We start from the raw sequence: 17,730 nt of genomic DNA on the forward strand, positions 1-17,730 counted from the left end.
GCCCGGAGGGGTTCGGAGGCGGGCGCAGCCTGGGGGGCGGACTCGGCGTCGGCGGGCTGCGGGGCGTGGGGGGTTTCGGCGACGCGGGCGGGGGCGGGGGCGACGGGTGCCTGCGGCTCGGCCTCGGCGGGCTCGGCGGCCTCGGCGGGCTCGGCGTCCGGCGTGGCCTCGATCAGCTCGGATTCGGGGGTGGCCCTCGGGTCCTCGGGCAGGGCCTCGTCGGCAGTGGTCCCCGTGGCCGTGTCCGCTGCCGTCGCCGGCTCGTCCGAGACGGGTGCCGACGGGTTCGAGGGTTCCTCGTCCGTGGGCACCGTGGACGTGGCGGCGGCTTCGTACGTCTCTTCCGCCGCCGGCTCCGGGGAGGCTTCGGCCTCCGCCGTCTCCGCCGTCGGTTCCGGGTCTGAAGCCGGCTCGGGCGCCGGTTCCGCCTGCTCCCCGGTCTCGGCCTCAGCCTCAGCCTCTTCGCGCGCTGCCGCCCCGGACTCGACCGCCGTCTCGGGCCGAGCCGCGGCCTCCGGCTGGGGGACCGCCCCGGCCTCCGTCGCGTGCCCGGCGCCGGGCTCGGTCGCGGGCTCCGCCTCGGCCTCGGCCCGCGGCTCGACGTCCGTCTCGGGTCCGGCCTGCGGTCCGGTCGGGGTCTTGGACTCTTCCTCGGCCTCGACCGGCGTTTCGATCGAGGCTTCCGCCGCCGGCTCGGGCTCGGCCGTCGGGTTGGGCGCGGTCTGCTTCTCGGCCTCGGCGTCCGTCGCTACCGCGGTCTCGGTCTCCGGAGCGGCTTCGGTTGCGACCGTCGTGGCAGGTTCGGCGTCGGTCTGGGTTTCTGCGGCAGGCTCGGGCCGGGCTTTCGTCGCCGCTGCCTCGGGCTCGGTCTCGGCCTTCGCCTCCGCGACGGGCTCGGGGTTCTCCCGGGCCGCCGGCTCGGGCTCGGCTTCCGCCGCCGCCCCGTCAGCCTCGGTCTCGGTCTCGGCCGCGACGGTCGCCTCCTCCTCGGCCGCGACGAGCCCGGCCTCACCCTCGGAGTCGGCCCCGGCCGCGCCCTCGGCCTCTCCCGCCTGCCGTGGGACCCGCACCTTGTCGAACGCGGCCGTCACCAGGTCGTGTTCCTCGGCGTCCGCTGTCTCCTGTTCGAGCGAGGGGGACTCGCGGGGTTCCGGGATCGTCGGGGTCGCCTCGGTGGGGGCCGGGTCCGGGAGGGGCGGGGTCGCCTCGGGGGCGGCCGGTTCCGGTTGGGTCGTCGCACCCTCTGCCTCGGCGGCTCGGGGCTTGCGTGAGCGGCCGAATGCGTTTCGCAGGAGAGTGAGAATGCCCATGTGTGCAACCCTTCGCTGAGGTGACACCGTCAATCGCTGGCCAGGACGGACACGTAAGGTTAGCGGCCCTGGACCCGGTGCCCGCTCCGCGTCCGTGCCTACGCGGTGCCGTCCACGCGCAGCAGGAAGTCCCGCAGCGCGTGGTTGAACTCCTCGGGACGTTCCAGATTCGGCAGATGGGCCGCGCCCTCGACCACCTCGACGACCGAGTCCGGCACCGCGGCGCCCAGGGACTCGGCGTCCGAGACGGGCGTGTAGGTGTCGTCGGCGCCGACCACGATCAGCGCCGGGACCGTGACCCGGGACAACACGGGCCGGTAGTCGGGGCGTTCGGCGCGGCCGCGCAGCGAGGCCGCGGCGCCCTCCGGAGGTGTGGCCGTCATCATCCCGTGGACGTGGGCCTTCACCCGGGCGTCGGCGTACGGCGCGACCATCCGCTCCAACACCTCGTCGGCGTACCCCCGCATGCCCTCCGCGAGCAGCCGGTCCGCCATCGCGCGCCGGCCCCGCTTCCCCTCGGGTGTCTCCGGCGCGGCGAAGGTGTCCGCGAGGACCAGGCCCCGGACCCGGTCGCCGAAGCGGTCCTGGCACTCCATCGCGATCTGGCCGCCCATCGACAGTCCCGCCGTCACGAACGTGTCCACCCCCAGGAAGTCCAGGAGTTCGGCCAGGTCGTCGGCATGGCGGGCGAACGGGACGGTACCCGGGGTCACCGGCGAGGCGCCGTAGCCGCGCAGGTCCGGGGCGATCACCCGGCGCTCGGACGAGAACCGCGCCACCTGCGGGTCCCACATCGTGCGGTCGAAGGGGTGGCCGTGGAGGAGGAGGAGGGGGACCCGGTGGGATATTTCAGGGCCTTTGTCGGTGTAGGAGAGGTAAGGGGGCATGTGAGTGACCCTAGGGGGCTCAACTCCTCGGTGCAATAAGATCTTTGCCCTCGGTGCAATGTGTGGCCGCGTCGAGAGCGGAAGACATCAGGGGGATCTGTGAACGACTACCGGCGTATCGCCGACCGGATAGCCGCCGACATCGCGAGCGGCCGGCTGCGGGCCGGGCAGCGGCTGCCGCCGCAGCGGGCGTTCGCGCGACGGCACGGACTGGCGCCCTCCACCGCGGGCCGTGTGTACGCGGAACTCGTGCGCCGGGGGCTGGTGGTGGGGGAGGTCGGGCGCGGGACGTTCGTACGGGCCGGGGCACCGGACGGGCAGCCGGGGCGCGCCCTGACCGAGGCGGTGGGCGACGAACCCGTGAACCTGGAGCTGAACTACCCCTACCTGCCGGGGCAGTCGGAGCTGCTGAGTCCGGCCCTCGCGTCGCTGGCGCGGTCGGACGCGCTCGGGGGCGCGCTGCGGCCGGCCTCGGTCTCGGGGACGCCGGCCGCGCGGGAGGCGGTCGCCGGGATGCTGGCGCAGGGGGGTGCGCGCGTCGATCCGGAGCGCATCCTCTTCACCGGCAACGCCCGGCAGGCCATCGCCGCCACGCTCGTCTCCCTCGTCCGGCCCGGTGGCCGCGTGGGCGTCGAACAGCTGACGTATCCCCTCGTCAAGGAGATCGGTGCCCGGCTCGGCCGGACCCTGGTGCCGCTCGCCATGGACGAGCAGGGCCCCCGGCCGGAGGCGCTCGCCGCCGCGCACCGCGCCGCGCCCCTGTCCGCCCTCTACCTCCAGCCGACCCTGCACAACCCGACCACGCTGACCATGAGCGCGAGCCGCCGGGCCGAGCTGGCGGACGTCGTCCACAGGCTGGGGATACCGGTGGTCGAGGACCGGATCTGGTCCTTCCTGCGCCCGTCGGCCGAGGGCGGCGCGCCTCCGCTCGCGGCCCTCGCCCCCGATCTCGTCCACCTCGTCGACGGCCTCTCCAAACGTGTCGCTCCCGGACTCACAGTGGGCTTCGTGGTGGTACCGGGGGACCGGACCGAGGCCGTGGCGCGGGCGATCCGGTCCGGGGGGTGGAGCGCGGGCGCCTTCGCGCTGGAGGCGGCGGTGCGGTGGATCGGCGACGGGACCGTGGAACGGCTGGTGGCGGCCAAGCGGCGGGATGCCGCCCGGCGCCGGCGGCTGGTGGCCGAGGAACTGGACGGGTTCGCCGTGCGGTCGGACCCGTCCGCCTATTTCGCCTGGTGGGAGCTGCCGGCGCCGTGGCGGGCCGACACCTTCGCGGCGGCGGCGCGGGAGCGCGGGATCGCCGTCACGCCGGGAACGGCGTTCTCGGTGGGGCCCGGCGGGGCGCCGGACGCGGTCAGGCTTGGACTCGGGTCGGCTCCTGAGCCGGAGCTGGCGCGGGCTCTTTCGGTCCTCGCAGCCGTCGCACGAGACGGGCGGGCCGCAGGTTCCGGGTCAGCCAGGTGGTGAGGGCCACCGTGAGGCCGAGGCCGAGCAGCAGCCAGGAGACGGTGCGCAGGGTCCCGGTCAGGGCGTCGTAGACGGCGCCGGCGGCCGGACGGGGCACGTCGGAGGGCAGGCCGGCGAGGGTCATGGAGCGGCCGACGGCGATCGCGAGAGCGAGCAGCGCGCCCCCGAGGGCGGTGCCGAGGGCGGTCGCGGCGATGGCCCGGCGGCGGCGCACGGCCAGGGCGATCCCCGCGGCGGCGAAAGCCACGGCCGCGAGCGGAAGCCAGAATCCGGCGACTTCGAGCACGTGGAACCCCTTTCGTAGCGAGGTCAGTTCGTCGGCCGGGAGCACGGCGACCGCGGTGTGCTGCACCGGGATGCGGGCGGCGAGCGGTATGTGCTCGTCGCGGAGCTGCTGTTTCACCTGGGCGGTGACGGGGGCGAAGTCCACGGTGACCGGCTCGGCGGCCGCTTCGTCGCGGTCGTCGCGCAGGGCCCGCAGCACCGCGTCGTGGGTGACCCGGTTACCGGCGTCCCAGGCGAGCCGGAAGGCCTCGGTGTGGGTGAAGGAGCGCACGGCGTCGTGCAGGAAGGGGCGTACGGAGCCCCGCAGCGGACCGGTGTCCAGCCGTCGGCCGGCCTCGCGGAGCAGGCTGTCCCCGACGGCGTCCGCGACGGCCTCCCGCACGTCGGGGTCGGCGGCGAGCGGGGCCATCGTGGTGACGTACCGGCCCGTGTCGGTGAGCCCGTACGCCGCCCAGAGTGCCAGCGTGCCGAACGGCACGAGCAGGCAGGACAGGGTGATCAGTACGGCCGACAGGGAGCTCCTCAGACGTGGCGGCACCCTTTCAGGCAACGGCCCGCGGGCCCGGCACGCGACCGGAGTGCGTCCGCTCGGGGGATCCCGGTGGATCGCGTCCGCCTCAGCGGATCCGCCGTCCGAAGGCGTCCTCGCGTGTGTAGTACCGGTAGAAGAAGGCGAGGAAGGTGGCCCCGGCGACGAGCAGGGAGATCAGGAGGGACCGCACGATCGAGTGGTCGCTCTGGCTGTAGAGGAAGCCGAAGGCGATGCCGACGAACGCCGTCCACAGCAGCGCGTGCACCTCCCGGATCATCCGGGGGGCCAGCGCCAGCAGCGCGATGCAGACCACGGCGAAGACGAGGGCGCTGGCGAAGCCGAGCAGCAGGTTCCAGCCGGTGATGGGGCCTCCGGCGCGGTTGTCGGCCGCGACCCAGTAGCCGTAGACCAGGGCCAGGGCGACGGGGACCGCGATCCGGGCGATGCGATGGGTGCGGGCGTCGAGCACGTCGGGTGTCGGGTGCTGCTCGGGGGAGGTGCCGGCCTGCACCTCTGGCGCCGGTGCGCGCCGGGGGATTCCGCCGGGTGCGGGTGCCGCATGAGCCATGAGAGCACTCCTCTCTCCTCGCCCCCGTTCCGCTATCCAATGCACACCTGGGTGCGGGCTCCGGCAAGTCGGCAGGACCCCGGGCCCGCGACCACGGGGACCAGGGGGCGCCGGACGCCCGCTCCTGCCGGGCGCGGGCGCACGCCGCGGCGTGGTTCCCCGTGTTTCCCGGAGGAACGTGGAGACTCGGACGCCGTGACCGGGACGAGGTACCAGAGGTGGCGCCCGCCGCGACCCTGCGGGCGCGGCTACGGCTGGCTGCTGCCGTCGCTGCTGCTCATCGGCATCGCGCTGCTGGACCTCAACACCGCCGCGGAGTTCCGGATCGTCTCCTGGATCGTCCTGGTGCCGGGGCTCGCCGCCGCGGTCTGCGGGGTGCGCACGACGGCCTGCTTCGCCGTGACGTCCCTGGTGACGTACGTCCTCGTGGACAACGCCTGGCCCGACCAGTACCAGGCGGGCCTGCCCGACTTCGTCCTCGTCGCCCTCGGTGGCGTGCTGGCCACGCTGACGGCGGCGCTGCGGATGCGGCAGGAGCGGCACATGCTGCGCATGCAGGACGTCGCCGAGACCACGGTACGGGCCGTACTGCGGCCCCTGCCCAAGTACTGGGCCGGTCTGGAGCAGGCAGGCGTGTACCTCGCCGCGGACGTGGAGGCGCAGGTCGGGGGCGACTTCTACGACATCCAGCCCGGCCCGCACGGCACCCGCCTGCTCCTCGGCGACGTGCAGGGCAAGGGGCTGGGCGCGGTGGACGCGGCGGCCGCGCTGCTCGGCACCTTCCGGGAGGCCGGGTACCACGAGGAGGACCTCGGGACCGTCGGCGAGCGCCTGGAGATCCGGATACTGCGGCACCGGCTGCACACCAGCGCGATCGGCCGCCGGGACGGGGACCGGTTCGCCACGGCCGTGCTGGCCGCGTTCTCCCGGGACGGGCCCGGAACGATCGACGTCATCAACTTCGGGCACGGGGCGCCGCTCGCGGTCGGACCGCACGGGGTGCGCGAGCTGCCCTGCGGGGACGGCCTGCCGCTCGGCCTGTGCGACCTGGTCGGCGGGCTGCCGCCGGTGCGCCGGGTGCCGCTCGCCGCGGAGGAGACGCTGCTGGTGGTCACCGACGGGGTGACCGAGGCCCGCGACGGCGAGGGTGAGTTCTACGACCTGATCGGCGACGTCACCCGCGCGGTCGCCGCCGATCCCCGCTGCGCCGACCCCGGCCGGCTGGTCCGGCACGTCCGCGACGGGGTGCTCCGGCACAGCGGGGGCCGGCTGGCCGACGACACCACGGCCTTCGCGGTCCGCCGCCTCCCGGCGACAAGTGAATGCCCGGGAACGCGGCCGCTGCCGGCGGCCGGGATTCCCCGTGAGGGCGGCCCCGAGGGGACCGGGGGGCAGCCGGAAGCGCCCGAAGGGGGAGGTTCCCCGGGCTGAGGCGCGGGGCGGGGGTCACAGCGGTTACGGTGCTGACGGGAGAGAGCGGATCCACAGGGACCGCTGGGCCTACAGGGGGAGGGACCATGCCCGGAACCGTGCTGCTGCTCGCGGCCTCGCCGCTGGGCCGGGGACGCCTGGTGGACGCGGCCGCCGTGCTGCCGGTGCTGGCCGCCGTCGCCCCCGCCGTGCTGTCCGGCACCGACACCGCCAACGTCGTGGAGCTCGCGGACCCGGTGGAGCCCCAGGGCGTCCTCACCCGGCTGCGTGGCGCCGCGGCCGCGCCGGGACCGCTCACCGTGTATCTCACCGGCCAGCTGCACCTGGACCGCCGGCAGCGGCTGCCGCATCTGGCGCTGGCCCGCACCACCCCCGCCACGGTCCGCTACACCGCGGTGCCCTGGCACTGGATCCGCGAGGAACTGCGGCTGCGCGCCCCCGGGCAGACGGCCCTGGTGGTCGACCTGCACGCGGACCCGGAGGTCTGGCGGCACCTGCACGAACACCCGCTGGACTGCGGCCGCGCCACCGCGGTCTACGGCCGGATCGCCCCGCCGCACGGCCGCCGCGGCCTGGCCGAGCCGTCGTACATGAAGACGGTGGCCACCCTGCTGCGCAGCGGCCACCGCCCTCCGCTGGACGACCTGCACCAGCAGGCCCTCGCCCGCATCCCGGAGGAGATCCCGACCAACATCCTGCTGGCCCCGGCCCAGGTTCCGGTCCCGCAGCCGTACCCGCCGATCCCGTACCCGGCACCCGGCGGGCCCCCCGGGCTCGGGCCGGTCGTGGGCGCGCAGCGGACGTACGGCGCTCCCGTCGGCGCGGGCGCGGGCGCGGCCCCGGAACCGGGCGCCCCCCTCGATGTCCCCCCGCGGCCCGAGGACGACCCCGCCCCCGGCACCTCGGCCCCCGACCCCCATGCCGCCATCAGCACCGCCGTACAGGCCGGGCGGCACGAGGAAGCGGACGAGATCGCGGCCCGGCACCAGGAGGCCGCCGCGGACGAGCACGGGCCGGCCTCCGAGGACGCCCTGCACTGGGCCGAGGTGCGCGCCGATCTCGCGATGTTCGCCGGGGACGCGGCGCGCAGCTGCGAGGGGTGGATGCGGGTCGCCGAGAGCCGGCTCGCGGCCGGGCAGGAGGCGGACGCGCCGGCGGTGGAGGCCGCGGTGGACCGGGCGCACCACCAGTGGGGCCGGATCGACGCAGCGACGCGGGCCCGTGAACTCGGTTCCGCGCTCGCCGAGTTGCGCGCCCGGGTGCCGGGACGGCGGCGCGGCGCGCTGGAGGACGTACGGCGGCAGCTCAGGGAGCTTCAGCAGATCTGAACCGCCGCCGGTGGGCCCGTGTGCCCCGCGTGGCGAGTGTCCGAAGAGCGGGTCACGCCTCCGACAACAGGGCCAGCGCCCCCGACACCAGGGTGCGCACGCCCGGGGCGACGGTGGCCGTGTCGGGGGCGAAGTGCGGGCTGTGGTTGCTGGGGACGGCGGCGAGCTTCTCCGGGAGGGTGTCGCCGGGGGCCTCGTCCCAGGTGTCGTGGGGCGTGGTGGTGACGAACCAGTACGAGTAGGGGATGGCGCCGTCCAGGGCGAGTTCGGGGAAGTCCTCGCTGCCCATCGCCGGGCCGGGGTCGAACACCGTCGCGGCGCCGAAGAGTTCACCGTGCACGGCGGCCACGGCGGTGTCGGTGGCCGCGTCGTTCACGGTCACCGGGAAGGTGGCGCCGACGGTCACCTCCGGCTCGCGGGGGCAGCCGGCGGCCAGGCACTCGCCCCGGGCGATGCGGCGGACGGCGGCCAGCATCCGCTGTAGTACCGCCTCGGACTGGGTGCGCAGGTTCAGGGCGATGCGCGCCTCGCCGGGGATGATGTTGTGCCGGGTGCCCGCCTCGATGCGGCCCACCGTGAGGACGGCGGACTCGCCCGCGGCGACCTCGCGCGAGACCACGGTCTGCAGCCGGGTGACGAGGTAGGCGGCGGTGACCACCGGGTCCACGGTGGCCTCGGGGCGCGAGCCGTGGCCGCCCAGGCCGTGCACCACGATGTCCACGTCCGTCGCGGCGGACATGATCAGCCCCGGCGCGTGCGGGTACAGGCCCGCGGGGCCGGGCGCGGCATGCTGGCCGAGCAGGACGTCGGGCCGCCCGAAGCGCTCGTACAGGCCGTCGGCGAGCATCCGCCGGGCGCCCTGGCCGCTCTCCTCGGCGGGCTGCCCCACCACCAGCAGGGTGCCGCGCCAGGTGTCCCGGCCCGCGGCGAGCGCGGCGGCGGCCCCGGCCAGCCAGGTGACGTGGAGGTCGTGCCCGCAGGCGTGCATCACGCCGTCGGTGGCGGAGGCGTACGGCAGCCCGGTGGCCTCGGCGACGGGCAGCGCGTCCATGTCGGCGCGCACCAGCACGGTGGGGCCGTCGCCGTTGGCCAGCCGCCCGACGACGCCGGTGCCGCCGACGCCCTCCGCCGTCTCGAACCCGGCGTCCGTCAGCCGCCCGGCCAGCTTCCCGGCGGTGCGGTGCTCGCGCAGGGACAGCTCCGGGTGCCGGTGCAGGTCCCGGTAGAGGTCCTCCAGGCCGGGGAGCGGGAGGTCGGCGGTGAGGTCCCGCGCGGTGCGGGCGGCGGCAGAGGTCATGCGGGCAGGTTAGGCGGGTGGCGGGGATTCCGGCACCGTCGGTTCCTGAGGTTCCTGAGTTCCGGTCGCCCGGCCGGCCGGTGCGACCGGACGGTCAGCGGGCGGCCGCCGCCGGAGCCGAGGCGGTGACCCGGATGTCGGGGGCCGCCGGTGCCGTGGCGCGGGCGGGGCCCGCGTTGGCCGCGAGTATCAGGGACGCCGCGGCTGTCACGGCGGCGGCGAGGGCCCTGCGCGCGGTGGAGTATCCGTAGGGAGCGGATGGACGTCCGTACACGGCTACCTCGCAACACGACAGCGGCGTATCAAGCAGGCTTGATCCGCCGTTTAACCTAGAGGCATTCCAAGCCGAACGGCAAGGTCCGGCGGGCCAGTTGGGGGTTGCTGCGGTGCCTGAGCGGGACGATCCGGAGACGGTGGGGCGGCGGGTGCAGCGGTTGCGCGGCGAGCGCGGGCTGACCCAGCGGCAGCTGGCCGAGCCGGCCTACACACCGGCGTACATCTCCACCCTGGAGGCGGGCCGGGTGCGCGCCTCGGACGAGGCGCTGCGGCACATCGCGCGGCGGCTCGGCGTGAGCTTCGAGGAACTGGCCCTGGGCCGGCCCGCCCATCTCGCCACGGAGCTGCGGCTGCGGCTGACCGAGGCCCGGCGGATGCTCGCGGACGGGCGGGCCGAGGCGGCGGCGGGACGGTACACCGAACTGCTGGCCGAGGCGCGGTCGCACGGCCTGCCGGGCGAGCAGGCGACCGCGCTGCTGGGGCTGGGCGAATGCGCCCTGGAGACCGGGGAGCTGGCGAGTGCCCACGCCCACTTCGAGTGCGCCGAGGAACACCTCGCGGACGCCTCCCCCGCGGCCCGCGCCCCCGCCGTGCGCGGCCGGGCGGTCGCCCACTACCTGGCGGGCGAACTCCGTTACGCCGTCTACCTGCTGGAGTCCACCCTCGACGAGCTCAACCGGGGCGGCCTGCACGACCCGGACGCGTTGCTGCTCCTGTACGCCAGCGTCATCGGCCCCTACATGGACATGGGTGCCCACGCGCGCGCCGCCCAGGCCGCCGAGTTCGCGCTCGCGCTCGCCCCGCGGGCCGGTGACCCGGCGCTGATCGCCCGGATGCACCGCTCGGTGGCCCGCACCCTGCTCGCCGAGGGCCGCCCCGCCGAGGCCGACGCCTCCCTCGCCAAGGCCGCCGAGCTGTACCGCCAGCTCCAGCTGCGCACCGAGCTGGCCAACTGCCACTGGATGCGCGGGTACGTGCACGCGCAGAACGGGCAACTGGAGGCGGCGGAAGCTGAGTTGCGGCAGGCGCTCGACATGCTCTCGGAGACCAGCGCCGCCCTCTACCGCAGCCAGGCCGCGGTGGAACTGGCCGATGTGCTGCACCGCCTGGGCCGCCCGGCGGAGGCCGCCGACCTCCTGGAGGGAGTGCTGGGCGACTTCTCCTCCGAACGGGGCGCGGTGCACGCCGCCGCCGCGCACCGCCTCCTCGGCATCATCGCCGAGGACACCCGCGACACCGAGTCCGCCGAGGAGCACTACGTCCGTGCCCTCAGCCTCCTGGAGCGCGCGGGCGCCGCGGGCGATCTGGCCGACCTCTGCCGTCTCCTGGGCGACCTGCTGCGCCGCACCGGCCGTACGGAGGCCGCCCTGGACGCCTATCGCACGGGCCTGGGCCACCGGACCGCCCCGGGCACCACCACGCTGGGCCCGGCCCCCGCCCAGCCACCCCTCTGACCCGCCACCCCTCTGACCCGCCGACCAGTTGATCCCTGACCAACTGAGCCCTGACCCGCCGATCCCTAGACGTTCACCCGCCCCTGCCTGCGCACGTCCGCCAGCCGCAGCGCGCCCACCTGCACGGCCGCCTGGGTGGCGTCGTTGGGGACGTCGCCCAGGCCGCCGTTGGTGAAGGCGAAGGCGTCGTCACCGACGCGGACCGTGGCGACGTCGAGGGTGAGGCGGACGTCCTGCTCGTCCTCGGTGGTGGCGGAGACGGTGATGTGCAGGCCCTGGCGGGCGTCGCCGACCTCGGGGAGGGCGAGTTCCGAGACCCGGACGTCCTCCTGGAGGTTCTGCCCGGTGGTGGCGGTGAAGCGGGCGCAGTCCACCGGCATGGTGCGCAGCCACTTCAGCGCGGCGTCCACGTCGGACGGGCGGCGGGCGCCGATCTGGTAGCGGAGCTGCGCGTCGGTGTCGGCGTCGTCCAGGCCCACGGCGACGCGGGCCGGGCCGCCGAGGAGCTGGTCGCTGTAGAGGACGTCGAGGAGTTTCTGGCACCCGCCGGCCGAGGTGCTCGCCTTCAGCATCCCGTCCCGCCAGGTCGCCGCGCCGCGTGTCGCGGTCCACGGGGCGCCGAGATCGCTCTGGCCGATGAGCGCGGCCCGCGCCTGCGCGTCGGTGAGCGAGGAGCCGTCGGGCCGGGCGGGAGCCCTGGAACTCTGGGCCGGCCTGTCGATCGTCGGCAACGGCTGCGGCGCCGTCTCCGGCTGCTTGAACGTCAGCGCGGCGCACCCCCCGATCCCGAGCAGCCCGAGCCCGGTCAGGAACCTCGGCAGGCGTCCGCGCGGGCGTATCCCCTCGTACATCACGGTGCCTCCCGGTCCTGGTGCCTGCTCCCACGGCACCACCACCCCGGGCGCCCCACCAGCGCGGAAGGCCGGACGGGTGAGCGGCGGACCCCCGGGTGAGGGGCTCCTCGCCGAGTCCGGCGGCGTCCACCGGGCCGGGCCGCCCGGAGGGTGTACCGGACCGGAGCCGGTCCCGCCGGCCTGAACTAGTGTGTGAGCCCCCTCGTGCCCCGGCGGGCCGAGCCGCGATCGTCCGTGACGAAGGAGCCTCCATGCCCGGCCGTCCCGTGCCCGTGATCATGGACTGTGACACCGGGGTCGACGACGCCCTCGCGCTGCTGTTCGCCGTGCGGCATCCCGGCATCGAGTTGCGGGCGGTGAGCTGCGTGGCCGGGAACACCGATGTCGACGGGGTGGTGCGGAACACGCTGACCGTGCTGGAGCAGGCCGGGGCGCCGGAGATACCGGTGGGGCGGGGGGCCGAGCGGCCGCTGGTGGAGCCGGCGCGACCGGCCACGCATGTGCACGGGACGGACGGCATGGGGGACCTGGGGCTGCCCGCCCCGGCCCGGCGGGCCGCCGACGTGGACGCGGTCACCCTGCTGCGCCGCGAGATCCTCGCCTCGCCCCGCCCGGTCACCCTGGTCCCCACGGCGCCGCTGACCAACATCGCGCTGCTGCTGCGCACCCACCCCGAGGTGACCCGCAACATCGAGCGGATCGTCTTCATGGGCGGCGCGGTCGAGGTCGGGAACGCCACGCCCGTCGCCGAGTTCAACGTCTGGCACGACCCGGAGGCGGCCGCCGTGCTGCTCACCGCCGGTGTGCCGATCACGATGTACGGCCTGGACGTGTTCCGGCAGGTGGTCGTGGGGGCCGCGGAGGTGCGCCGGCTGCGGGCGAGCGGGGACCGCGGGGCGCGGTTGGCCGGGGAGTTGCTCGCGCACCGTCCGGCGGCCCAGGGCGAACCGCCCGAGGCGCAGGAGGCGGGCGGACTCGGCGACGCGGGCGCGGTGTGCGCGGTCGCCGATCCGGGCGGACTGACCACCCGGCTGCTGCCGGTCGAGGTCAGCCTCGCGCCGGGGCCGGGACGCGGGCAGACGATCGTCGACCGGCGGTCCCGGCCGGGCGAGGCCGAGATCCACCACGGGGAGCGCGAACGGGCCCTGGTCGACGTCGGGTTGGCGGTCGACGCGGACCGGTACGCGCGGCTGTACCTGGAGACGGTCGGGCGGCCCTGAGGCCGGGTCCGGTTTCCGGGGTTCCCTTTCCGGGCAATGTGGACAGATTCTCCATGTCGTGTCCGCTTCGTCCGTCGTACCGAAGGGAACCCGTATGGCAGACCTCTCCTCCAGGAACCCCGACTGGTGGCGGCAGGCCGTCGTCTACCAGGTGTACCCGCGCAGCTTCGCGGACGCCGACGGGGACGGGCTCGGGGACCTCAGGGGCGTCACCCAGCGCCTGCACCATCTCGGTGCGCTCGGCGTGGACGCCCTGTGGCTGAGCCCGTTCTATCCGTCCGAACTCGCCGACGGGGGGTACGACGTCGCCGACCACCGGGACGTGGACCCGCGCCTGGGCAGCCTGGACGACTTCGACACCCTGGTCGCCGAGGCGCACCGGCTGGGCCTGAAGGTCGTGGTGGACCTCGTGCCCAACCACACCTCCCACCAGCACCCGTGGTTCCAGGAGGCGCTGCGGGCCGGGCCCGGGTCGGCCGCCCGCGAGCGGTACGTCTTCAGGCCCGGCCGGGGTGCCCGGGGTGAACTCCCGCCCTCCGACTGGCAGTCCGTCTTCGGGGGCAGCGCCTGGCGGCGGGTGTCCGACGGCGAGTGGTATCTGCATCTGTTCGCCGCCGAACAGCCCGACCTCAACTGGGACAACGGGGAGGTGCGCGCCGACTTCCGCACCACCCTGCGGTTCTGGTCCGACCGGGGCGTGGACGGCTTCCGCGTGGACGTGGCGCACGGCCTGGCCAAGGAGCTGACCGAGCCGCTGCGCGACATCGGCGGCATCGGCGCCACCGGGGAGAGCGCCCTGCTCCGCGTCCCGCCCGGCGACCACCCCTACTGGGACCGCGACGAGGTGCACGAGATCTACCGCGACTGGCGCAAGGTCCTCGACGCCTACCGGCCACCGCGCAGCGCCGTCGCCGAGGCCTGGGTCCCCGGCCCCCGCCGCGCCCTGTACGCCCGCCCCGACGAACTCGGCCAGGCGTTCAACTTCGAGTACCTGGAGGCCGGCTGGAGCGCGGAGGAACTGCGCCGGGTCATCAGTGAGGAACTGACCACCGCGCGGGCCGCGGGCGCCGCCGCGACCTGGGTGCTCTCCAACCACGACGTCGTACGGCACCACTCCCGGCTGATGCTCCCGCCCGGCACCGACCCCGGTGCCTGGCTGCTGTCCGGCGGTCACGCGCCCGCGGTCGACCGGGAGGCGGGCCTGCGCCGGGGCCGTGCCGCGACCCTGCTGATGCTGGCGCTGCCCGGGGCGTCGTACCTCTACCAGGGGGAGGAGCTGGGCCTGCCCGAGGTCGCCGACCTGCCCACCGAGGTGCTCCAGGACCCGGTCTGGGAGCAGACCGGGCATGTCCGCAAGGGCCGCGACGGATGCCGGGTGCCGCTGCCGTGGACGGCGGACGGGGCGTCGTACGGCTTCGGGCCCGGCGGTTCCTGGCTGCCGCAGCCGGCCGGGTTCGCGGCGTACGCCGTCGAGGCACAGCGCGGGGTCGAGGGCTCGACGCTGGAGCTGTACCGCACCGCGCTGCGCCTGCGCCGCAAGCTGATCGACGGGGAGTCGCTCAGGTGGTCGACCGATTCCCCTGAAGGAGTACTGGACTTCAGCCGCCGCGAGGGGTGGCGGTGTGTCGCCAACCTGGGAGCGGAGGCGGTGGCGGTGCCGGCCGGGGAGGTGCTCCTGAGCAGCGGGCCCCTGCCCGGAGGCGGGGAGCTGCCGCCGGACACGACGGTCTGGCTCGGCTGATCTGCGGGCCGAAGGGGCCGGTGGGCGGCGGGACCGGCCTCATTGCCGCCTGTTGGTGTACATGACACATGGTTGGGGAAACGTTGACCGGTCCTCGGGAGAAGGCGGGGAGAACGCGGGCCTAGATTCGCCGCATGCCCCCACAGCCACCTCCCAGGATGCCCGCGGCCCGCGCCCCGGGCGCGCTGCCCGTGCTGCCGTACCGCAAGCCCACCAAGGGCCGCGACTACTGGGTCCTGGACGACGTCCTGCCGGACGTGGACGCCGTACGCGCGCGGTGCCTGGCCAAGGACGACTGGGTCGAGGGCTACCCGTACACCTCCGAGACCTGGCCGGGCCTGCGTGCCATGCCGGGCCTCGAACCCGCCGAACTCGCGGTCATCGAGCGGCAGGTGCGCAAGGCGACCGGCGCCGGGGAGCTGTGGGTGCAGAAGGCGCCCGGCGGCGGCACGCTCAACCACAACTGCGTCCAGGTCGTCGGCGCGGGCGAGAGCGAGCCGCGGCCGCACACCGACTCGCGCGCGCTGTGCCGGTACGCGGCCGTGCTCTACCTCAACCCGGGCGTCCCCAAGGACTGCGGCACCAGCTTCTACCGCCAGCACCTGCCCGGCGGCCGGCTCGGCGGCAATGTCGTCCAGGCCCCGCACAACAACCTGGTCGAGGCCCTCGGCACCCGCTTCGTCGCCCCGGACGCCTTCGAGGAGGACGTCCGCGTCCCCCACAGGTACAACCGCCTGCTGCTCTACAACGCCAACCTCGTGCACAGCGCCACCGGTTACACCGGCGGCACGCTGGAGGAGAAGCGCATGACGGCCGTCTTCTTCTGGATGGCCTGACGGGCGGGTCGCCGGTCCGCGGTGCGGGGCGGCCCGGCGTGCGGTACGGATGGTGGGCGTGAGCGTTGTCGCCGTAGTGGGCGCAGGTCCCGGACTCGGCGCCGCGGTCGCCCGGAGGTTCGGGCACGAGGGGTACGCCGTCGCCCTCGTCGCCCGCGACCACGACCGGCTGGACGCGCTGGTCCGGGAGCTGGCCGAGGAGGGCGTCACCGCGCGCGCCTACCCCGCCGACGTCCGCGAGCCGGACCGGCTGGCCCGCGCCCTCGCCGACGCCGCGCGGGAGCTGGGCACCGTCGAGGTGCTCCAGTACAGCCCGGTGCCGCAGCGGGACTTCATGCGGCCCGTCCTGGAGACCGGCCACCGGCAGTTGACCGGGCCCATCGAGTTCTCGGTGTACGGTCCCGTCGCCGCCGTACAGCAGGTACTGCCCGGGATGCGGGCCCTGGGCCGCGGAACCATACTGTTCGTGAACGGGGGCACCGCCGCCGTGCCCCATGTCGAGCGGGCCGGTACGTCGGTCGCGTTCGCCGCGCAGAGCGCGTACGGGCACCTGCTGCACGAACGCCTCGCCGCCGAGGGCATCCACGTCGCGCAACTCGTCGTCCCCGGCGCCATCGTCCCGGGCCACGCCCGCAAGGACCCAGCCGTGCTCGCCGAGATGCTGTGGGGCATGCACCGGGAGCGGCACGGGTTCCGGCACTTCGCGGACGACCTCGACGGCCGATGACGGATCGCGCGAAGGGGTGACGACCCTTCGGCTCCCCCTGCGTGAAGAGCATTTGTGGGTCAATATGGGGACGTTGGCCGTTTCGCTCCTCTCCAAGGGGGCCTTTCATGGCTGTCGAGATTCCGTCGCTCATCAAACCCTCCAGGCTGAGGGCGCGAGGCGGCCTGCTGGGCGAGTGCCTGGCGGAGTTCCTCGGGACGTTCGTCCTCATCTGCTTCGGCTGCGGTGTGGTCGCGATGGCCGTCGCGGCGCTGCCCGGCTCGGGCCGCGCCGCCACGCCCACCACGATCTTCCTCGCCGCCGGCGACTGGCTGCTGATCACCTGGGGCTGGGCGATGGCCGTCACCTTCGGCGTGTACGTGGCCGGCGGCGTGAGCGGCGCCCACATCAACCCCGCCGTGACGCTCGCGATGGCGGTGCGCCGGGGCTTCCCCTGGGTCAAGGTGCTGCCGTACTGGTTCGCGCAGGTGGTCGGCGCCTTCACCGGCGCGGCGCTGGTGTACCTGGTCTACCACCAGGCGATCGGCGCCTACGACGCCGCCGCCACCGGGCCCAAGGTGAACGGCCACACGAACGCCTCGTTCTCCATCTTCGCGACCTTCCCCGCGCAGTACTTCCACGGGGGAATCTGGGGCCCGCTGATCGACCAGATCGTCGGTACGGCGTTCCTGGTGATGTTCGTCGTGGCCGTCATCGACCTGCGCAACCAGGCCGTCCAGTCCAACCTCACCCCACTGATCATCGGCTTCGTCGTGGCCGCCATCGGAATGTCCTTCGGAGCCAACGCGGGCTACGCCATCAACCCGGCCCGCGACTTCGGCCCCCGCCTGCTCACCTACGCGGAGGGCTGGGGAAGCCTCGCCTTCCCGGGCAGCCTGGCCGGGGCGTTCAGCGACTACTGGTGGATCCCCATCGTGGGCCCGCTGGTCGGCGGCGTCATCGGGGTCCTGGTGTACGACCTGTTCATCGGTGACGTCCTGGTGGTACGCGCCGTCCAGCACCAGCCCCCGGAGCCGGGCCGGGCGCGCCCGGACCGACCGCGGTAGCCGGCCGGGACGTCCGGGTCCTCAGGCCTTCGGCTGGGTGAAGCGGATGCGGTTGCCGAAGGGGTCGCGCAGGCCGCAGTCGATCCCGTAGGGGCGCTCGGTGGGCTCCTCGGTGAACTCCACGCCCTTGTCCAGCAGTGTCTTGTAGGTGCCCCGGCAGTCGTCCGTGGTGAAGATGAGCCAGCCGCCCATGACGCCCTTGGTGACCAGCTCGCGCACCTGCTCCGCGGTCTCCTCGGACATCGCGGGGGCGCCCGGCCTCTCCAGCAGGATCTGCCGCTCGGGGTGCCCGGGGACACCGACGGTCAGCCAGCGCATGAAGCCGAGGGGGACGTCGGCGACGACCTCCAGGCCGAGCTTGCCGACGTAGAAGTCGAGGGCCTCGTCCTGGTCGAGGACGTATATCTGGGACTGTGTGATCGCGTTGAACATGACGTCCACGCTATCCGCCGGGCGGCGCCGGAACTTATC

16 protein-coding genes and 1 pseudogene are annotated in these 17,730 nt (G+C 74.7%); 9 read left to right on the plus strand and 8 right to left on the minus strand.

The annotated features are described in order from the left end of the window. Together VT52_RS37860 and VT52_RS08005 are read right to left on the minus strand one after the other, a co-directional pair. Positions 1-1,310 (minus strand): annotated as a pseudogene (locus tag VT52_RS37860) (hypothetical protein); the annotation flags it as partial. A 98-nt stretch (positions 1,311-1,408) separates the two neighbouring features. Further along, complete coding sequence (locus VT52_RS08005; protein WP_046417744.1) at positions 1,409-2,197, minus strand: alpha/beta fold hydrolase; 789 nt, start codon at positions 2,195-2,197, stop codon at positions 1,409-1,411. Between the two features lie 99 nt (positions 2,198-2,296). On the opposite strand from VT52_RS08005, the gene VT52_RS08010 reads away from it, so the two are divergent. Next, positions 2,297-3,664 carry an aminotransferase-like domain-containing protein gene (locus VT52_RS08010; protein ID WP_046417742.1) on the plus strand — a complete coding sequence of 456 codons (1,368 nt, stop codon included), beginning with the start codon at positions 2,297-2,299 and terminating at the stop codon, positions 3,662-3,664. Here the strand turns inward: VT52_RS08010 and VT52_RS08015 are convergent. Together VT52_RS08015 and VT52_RS08020 are read right to left on the minus strand one after the other, a co-directional pair. Next, positions 3,552-4,487 carry a hypothetical protein gene (locus VT52_RS08015; protein WP_046417740.1) on the minus strand — a complete coding sequence of 312 codons (936 nt, stop codon included), beginning with the start codon at positions 4,485-4,487 and terminating at the stop codon, positions 3,552-3,554. The two genes, VT52_RS08010 and VT52_RS08015, sit on opposite strands and share 113 nt — an antisense overlap. 79 nt (positions 4,488-4,566) lie before the next feature. Then, positions 4,567-5,049: a hypothetical protein gene (locus tag VT52_RS08020; RefSeq protein WP_046417739.1), complete on the minus strand. Its 483-nt coding sequence runs from the start codon at positions 5,047-5,049 to the stop codon at positions 4,567-4,569. Positions 5,050-5,244: 195 nt separating this feature from the next. Between VT52_RS08020 and VT52_RS08025 the strand changes: the two genes are divergently transcribed. Both VT52_RS08025 and VT52_RS08030 read left to right on the plus strand, forming a co-directional pair. Beyond that, positions 5,245-6,480, plus strand: a complete 1,236-nt coding sequence (locus tag VT52_RS08025) for a PP2C family protein-serine/threonine phosphatase (RefSeq protein ID WP_046417737.1) — start codon at positions 5,245-5,247, stop codon at positions 6,478-6,480. 86 nt (positions 6,481-6,566) lie between these two features. Continuing rightward, positions 6,567-7,808, plus strand: coding sequence for a hypothetical protein (locus VT52_RS08030; RefSeq protein WP_046417734.1), 1,242 nt, complete (start codon positions 6,567-6,569; stop codon positions 7,806-7,808). Between the two features lie 52 nt (positions 7,809-7,860). Here VT52_RS08030 and VT52_RS08035 read toward each other — a convergent pair whose 3' ends face one another. Then, positions 7,861-9,105, minus strand: a complete 1,245-nt coding sequence (locus VT52_RS08035) for an amidohydrolase (RefSeq protein ID WP_046417733.1) — start codon at positions 9,103-9,105, stop codon at positions 7,861-7,863. Positions 9,106-9,199: 94 nt separating this feature from the next. Beyond that, a complete protein-coding gene (locus tag VT52_RS36790) occupies positions 9,200-9,379 on the minus strand; it encodes a hypothetical protein (RefSeq protein WP_107481265.1) in 180 nt (59 codons plus the stop codon). Between the two features lie 112 nt (positions 9,380-9,491). Between VT52_RS36790 and VT52_RS08040 the strand changes: the two genes are divergently transcribed. Next, positions 9,492-10,835: a tetratricopeptide repeat protein gene (locus VT52_RS08040; protein ID WP_046417731.1), complete on the plus strand. Its 1,344-nt coding sequence runs from the start codon at positions 9,492-9,494 to the stop codon at positions 10,833-10,835. A 65-nt stretch (positions 10,836-10,900) separates the two neighbouring features. Here the strand turns inward: VT52_RS08040 and VT52_RS08045 are convergent, their stop codons facing one another. Continuing rightward, entirely contained in the window at positions 10,901-11,686 is a 786-nt protein-coding gene (locus tag VT52_RS08045; RefSeq protein ID WP_046417729.1) for a hypothetical protein, read from the minus strand. Between the two features lie 254 nt (positions 11,687-11,940). Here VT52_RS08045 and VT52_RS08050 point away from each other — a divergent pair, with 254 nt between their 5' ends. The 5 genes from VT52_RS08050 to VT52_RS08070 all read left to right on the plus strand — a co-directional run bounded on the left by VT52_RS08050 (position 11,941) and on the right by VT52_RS08070 (position 17,259). Next, positions 11,941-12,909, plus strand: coding sequence for a nucleoside hydrolase (locus VT52_RS08050; RefSeq protein ID WP_046417726.1), 969 nt, complete (start codon positions 11,941-11,943; stop codon positions 12,907-12,909). A 94-nt stretch (positions 12,910-13,003) separates the two neighbouring features. Next, complete coding sequence (locus VT52_RS08055; protein WP_046417724.1) at positions 13,004-14,650, plus strand: glycoside hydrolase family 13 protein; 1,647 nt, start codon at positions 13,004-13,006, stop codon at positions 14,648-14,650. A 134-nt stretch (positions 14,651-14,784) separates the two neighbouring features. After that, positions 14,785-15,486 (plus strand): DUF6445 family protein, encoded by a 702-nt coding sequence (locus tag VT52_RS08060; RefSeq protein ID WP_046417722.1) that lies wholly within the window; start codon positions 14,785-14,787, stop codon positions 15,484-15,486. Positions 15,487-15,535: 49 nt separating this feature from the next. Further along, positions 15,536-16,213 carry an SDR family NAD(P)-dependent oxidoreductase gene (locus VT52_RS08065; RefSeq protein ID WP_046417720.1) on the plus strand — a complete coding sequence of 226 codons (678 nt, stop codon included), beginning with the start codon at positions 15,536-15,538 and terminating at the stop codon, positions 16,211-16,213. Between the two features lie 107 nt (positions 16,214-16,320). Beyond that, a complete protein-coding gene (locus VT52_RS08070; RefSeq protein WP_046417718.1) occupies positions 16,321-17,259 on the plus strand; it encodes an MIP/aquaporin family protein in 939 nt (312 codons plus the stop codon). A gap of 21 nt (positions 17,260-17,280) precedes the next feature. Here the strand turns inward: VT52_RS08070 and VT52_RS08075 are convergent, their stop codons facing one another. After that, positions 17,281-17,691 carry a VOC family protein gene (locus tag VT52_RS08075; RefSeq protein ID WP_046417782.1) on the minus strand — a complete coding sequence of 137 codons (411 nt, stop codon included), beginning with the start codon at positions 17,689-17,691 and terminating at the stop codon, positions 17,281-17,283. Positions 17,692-17,730: the final 39 nt, after the last annotated feature.

The sequence above is a fragment of the Streptomyces malaysiense genome, assembly GCF_000980885.2.
Lineage (GTDB): Bacteria > Actinomycetota > Actinomycetes > Streptomycetales > Streptomycetaceae > Streptomyces > Streptomyces malaysiense.